The 4,545-nt window shown below is 73.3% G+C and carries 5 protein-coding genes; 3 read left to right on the forward strand and 2 right to left on the reverse strand.

Features of this window, described 5'->3' with window-relative positions; genetic code table 11:
• Positions 1–259 (reverse strand): DUF998 domain-containing protein (locus tag E2E34_RS31695; RefSeq protein WP_138905297.1); only part of this gene is annotated, 259 nt, incomplete at its 3' end.
• A 324-nt stretch (positions 260–583) separates the two neighbouring features.
• On the opposite strand from E2E34_RS31695, the gene E2E34_RS31700 reads away from it, so the two are divergent.
• Together E2E34_RS31700 and E2E34_RS31705 are read left to right on the forward strand one after the other, a co-directional pair.
• On the forward strand, positions 584–991 hold the full coding sequence (locus tag E2E34_RS31700) for a YciI family protein (RefSeq protein WP_138905298.1): 408 nt from the start codon (positions 584–586) through the stop codon (positions 989–991).
• Between the two features lie 8 nt (positions 992–999).
• On the forward strand, positions 1,000–2,145 hold the full coding sequence (locus E2E34_RS31705) for an RNA polymerase sigma factor (protein WP_138905300.1): 1,146 nt from the start codon (positions 1,000–1,002) through the stop codon (positions 2,143–2,145).
• Between the two features lie 74 nt (positions 2,146–2,219).
• On the opposite strand, the gene E2E34_RS31710 is transcribed toward E2E34_RS31705, so the two are convergent.
• Positions 2,220–3,905 (reverse strand): ABC-F family ATP-binding cassette domain-containing protein, encoded by a 1,686-nt coding sequence (locus E2E34_RS31710; protein WP_138905299.1) that lies wholly within the window; start codon positions 3,903–3,905, stop codon positions 2,220–2,222.
• A 464-nt stretch (positions 3,906–4,369) separates the two neighbouring features.
• Between E2E34_RS31710 and E2E34_RS31715 the strand changes: the two genes are divergently transcribed.
• Positions 4,370–4,545 (forward strand): NAD-dependent epimerase/dehydratase family protein (locus tag E2E34_RS31715; RefSeq protein ID WP_208765397.1); only part of this gene is annotated, 176 nt, incomplete at its 3' end.

Here is a 4,545-nt window from a genome sequence, read left to right on the forward strand (position 1 = left end):
AAGAGACAGGCGCCACACGCCCGGCGAGCGCGGCCGGGCGCAGCCCCCAGGCCGTGAGCAGGTGGCAGACGCCCAGGCCGAGGAAGGCTCCCGTCATCACCCAGAATCCGGCCGCCCCGTAGGCCCCCAGGACGCTGATCGTCTGCGTGGCGGGATTGTAGGCGGGCCCCTCCAGGAGCGCCGCGATCGTCCAGCCTCCGACCAGGACGACGGGGGCACAGCCCGACGAGAGCAGGGCCCACTCGGGAACAGATCGCATCAGACCACCGTAAAGCGATCGCCCCCTCCGCACGGCGCGCCAGCAGGCGGGTGGAACTCAAAGGCACCCGTGCCGGCCGCAACGCAACCCGAGTGGCCGATCCGCCGTGGTGGCAGACGCAAGCGTGTCTCCTGACCGGCCGCCGTCATCCACCCTGGTCTCCGCCGCGCGGTCGCACCGCGCCGGACAGCGCGAGGCGGCGCACCCCAGTCGTTCAGGAAGGCGAAAAAGAAACCGGCGGCGGATGTCGAGAACGCGCGACCGGCTCCGTCCCTGTAGTGAAGGCGACAAGAATGGGTCGCACCAGCACTGAGGAGAACCACGATGGCCAAGTACCTGCTGCTGAAGCACTACCGCGGCGCCCCGGCCCCGGTCAACAACGTGCCCATGGACCAGTGGACACCCGAGGAGATCTCGGCCCACGTGCAGTACATGAACGACTTCGCGGGCCGGCTGGAGAAGACCGGCGAGTTCGTCGACGGTCAGGCGCTCGCCCCCGAAGGGACGTTCGTCCGGTACGACGGCGAGGGCCGCCCGCCGGTCACCGACGGCCCCTTCGCCGAGACGAAAGATCTCATCGCCGGCTGGATGGTGATCGACGTCGACAGCTACGAGCGCGCCGTCGAGCTCGCCGGCGAGCTGTCGGCCGCCCCCGGGGCGGGCGGGAAGCCGATCCACGAGTGGCTCGAACTGCGCCCGTTCCTGACCGCGCCGCCCACCATCACCGAATGACCACCCAGGTGAACGAGGCCCTGATCCGGAGCCTCACGCCCAGCGTGCTCGCCGTCCTCGTCCGCCGCGGAGCCGACTTCGCGGCGGCTGAGGACGCCGTGCAGGACGCGCTGGTCGAGGCGGTCCGCGCCTGGCCGGCCGACCAGCCGCGAGACCCAAAGGGCTGGCTGGTCACCGTGGCGTGGCGCCGGTTCCTCGACGCGACCCGCGCGGACGCCGCCCGCCGCCGACGAGAGGACCTCGTCGACGAGGAGCCCGTGCCAGGGCCCACGCCCACCGTCGATGACACACTCCAGCTCTACTTCCTGTGCGCCCACCCGTCACTGACACCGTCGTCCGCGATCGCGCTCACGCTGCGCGCCGTCGGCGGGCTCACCACCCGCCAGATCGCCCAGGCCTACCTGGTGCCCGAGGCGACCATGGCGCAGCGCATCAGCAGGGCCAAGCGCACCGTGTCCGGCGTGCGCTTCGACCAGCCCGGCGACGTCGCCACCGTGCTGCGCGTCCTGTACCTGGTCTTCAATGAGGGCTACTCCGGCGACGTCGACCTCGCCGCCGAGGCCATCCGGCTCACCCGGCAGCTCGCCGCCGCCTTCGACCACCCCGAGGTGGCGGGGCTGCTCGCCCTCATGCTGCTGCACCACGCCCGGCGTGCGGCCCGGACCGCGCCCGACGGCAGCCTGGTGCCGCTCGCCGAGCAGGACCGCGGCCGTTGGGACACGAAGTTGATCGCCGAGGGCATCGGGGTCCTGCAGGCGGCCCTCGCCCGCGACCGGCTCGGCGAGTTCCAGGCCCAGGCCGCCATCGCGGCACTCCACGCCGACGCGCCCACCGCCGAGGAGACGGACTGGGTGCAGATCGTCGAGTGGTACGACGAGCTCGCGCGCCTGACCGACAGCCCGGTCGTACGGCTCAACCGCGCGGTGGCCGTCGGCCAGGCCGACGGACCGCGCGCCGGCCTGGCGGCGCTCGCTGAACTGGACGCCTCGCTGCCCCGCCACACCGCCGTGGCGGCGTACCTCCATGAGCGGGACGGCGACCTGGCGACGGCGGCGCGGCTGTACGCCGAGGCGGCCCGGAAGGCGCCCAACCTCGCTGAGCGCGACCACCTGACGCGCCAGGCGGCCCGGCTCAACGCGCGTCGGCGGCACTGACGGTCGCGCTCGAAGCCGCCCGGATCGACCGAGTCCGCGAGCCCGGGCCGGGGCAGGGCTCGGCCCCGGCCCCGTCAGCACCGGCGGCCGCCGCGCAGCTCCAGCCGGTCCCCCGGGAACCGCTCGCGGAAGCCGCGGTCGTGCGAGACGGCGACCACCGCCCCCGGGTAAGCCGCCAGCGCCGTCTCCAGGTCCTCGACCAGGTCGAGCGCCACGTGGTTCGTCGGCTCGTCGAGTACGAGGAGGTCCGCGGGCCGGGTCACCAGGCGCGCGATCTGCAGCCGCCGCTGCTGCCCCGCGGACAGCGACGCCACCGGAACGTGCAGGTCCGCCTCGCGGAACAGGCCCAGCGCCAGCAGCTGTTCGGCGTACTCGTCCGCCGGCCCCGGCCGCCCGGCCGCGAAGGCGGCGAGCAGCGGGAGCCGCGTGGAGCGTGCGGGCAGCTCCTGCGCCAGGTAGCCGACCTGGGCGGGGCGGCGTACCGCCCCGGCGTCCGGCTCCAGGTCACCCGCGAGGACACGCAGCAGCGTCGTCTTGCCCGCCCCGTTCTCCCCCGTGACCAGCAGCCGCTGCCCGGGTGCTATCGCCACCAGCCCGTCCAGGCGCAGCCGTTCGCCGACCGCCACACCGTCGAGTACGGCGACGGGGCCTGCCCCGGGCGGACCGGGCCGGGGGCCCGGCGCAGGGCGGCCGACCGGGTGCCCGCCGCCTGCGGCCGGCAGGACCACGGTGAACCGCAGCGGTTCGGGCGGCGCCGCCACCGGGTCGCGCCGCAGTTGAGCCAGCCGCTCCCGGACCGCCCGTACCTGCCCGCCCAGCTTCGCCTCGTGCGAGCGGCGGTGCTTGCCGAAGCCCTGCCCCGGGTCCTTGCCCGTAGTGGCCATCCGCTTCCCGGCCGCCTCCAGCAGCTCCTCGGTGCGAGCCACCTCCCGCAGCCAGTCGGCGTGCTCCAGCTCCGCCCGGCGGCGGGCGGCGGCCTTCGCCGCGCGGTAGCCCTGCCAGCCGTCGCCGTACCGGCGCACGGTGCCCGAGTCCCGGTCGACCTCCAGGACGGTGGTGGCGACGCGTTCGAGGAAGCCCCGGTCGTGGGTGATCGCGACGACGGTGCCGCGGTGCGCGCGCAGGTGGTCTTCGAGCCAGCGCACGGCCCCCGCGTCGAGGTGGTTCGTCGGCTCGTCGAGGAGCAGCAGTTCGGGGGCGGCGGCCAGCACGCAGGCGAGCGCGAGCCGCGACTGCTCGCCGCCGGAGAGCGTGCCGAGCGGACGGTCCCGGGTGATCCCGGCCAGCCCGAGCCCGTGCAGGGCGGCGTCGACGCGGGCATCCGCCTGGTATCCGCCGCGTTCTTCGTACGCGGTCAGCAGCTCGCCGTACGCGGCGAGTTCGTCCTGCGACGCTTCACCGAGGCGCTCCTCCGCCTCGCGCAACCGGCGCTCCGTGGCGCGCAGTTCGCTCAGCGCGAGGTCGACCGCGTCCCGCACGGTGCGGTCCGGGTCGAGGTCGAGGGTCTGGGCGAGGTGGCCCGTGCCGCCGGGGAAGCTGACGGTGACTTCTCCGGCGTCCGGTTCCTCGGCCGCGGCGAGGAGCCGCAGCAGGGTGGACTTGCCGGAGCCGTTCTCGCCGATGACGGCGGCTTTCTCGCCCGGGCGGACGGTGAAGGAGACCTGGTCGAGGACGGTCCGGGTGCCGTAGGACTTGGTGGCGTACTTGACGGACAGTTGTGCCACGGCGGCGGGCACAAAGGTACGGGCGCGTGCGCGCATGGTGTCTTTCCCTGGGGTGCGAAGTGTCTACGGGCGGCAGAAACGGCGGCGTGGGCCGTGCCCGGACTCAGAGAAAGAAGAAGAAGACCATGCGCCCACCATAACAAGACGACTCGTCTCGTCTCCAGTGGCTTTTCGGCGGCGTACGCGCCCCCGTGCCCCCCACGGCCACAGCCGCTCGTTCGCTCCACTCCCCCCACCGATCGCGGATCGGCTCTTGACTTTCGGGGATTATCGGCCTGAAATTGTATGTATACGGCATATCTCTACATCGACAGCGTACGCCGCCTGAGTCGTTCAGGAGCGTCTTGCCATGACGCACAGCCAGCGTGAACCCACGGATGTCACGGTGCACACCGCCCGCCCGGCACACGCGTGCCCGCCCGCCCCGCTTCGGGGCGGGCGGCCCGTTCAACCATGATCCTTCCCGTCCGCGCTCCCGCCCCACCGAGCCCGGGAGTGCGATGACCACGGCCCGAAGCGCGCCCGCGCGCCAAGGAGGGGGGCGGAACCCGCCGTCGACCGTGCTGGTCACCGGCGGCGCGGGTTTCATCGGGAGCCACGCCTGCGTGGAACTGCTGGACCACGGCTACGAACTGATCGTCGTCGACAACTACTCCAACAGCACCCCCCAGGTCTT

The sequence above is a fragment of the Streptomyces albidochromogenes genome, assembly GCF_005981925.1.
Taxonomy (GTDB): Bacteria; Actinomycetota; Actinomycetes; order Streptomycetales; family Streptomycetaceae; genus Streptomyces; species Streptomyces albidochromogenes.

Bases quoted from the DNA above. Each gene is read 5' to 3' on its own strand.
- E2E34_RS31700 (WP_138905298.1), top strand. From the start codon at position 584: ATGGCCAAGTACCTGCTGCTGAAGCACTACCGCGGCGCCCCGGCCCCG.
- E2E34_RS31710 (WP_138905299.1), bottom strand. From the start codon at position 3,905: ATGCGCGCACGCGCCCGTACCTTTGTGCCCGCCGCCGTGGCACAACTG.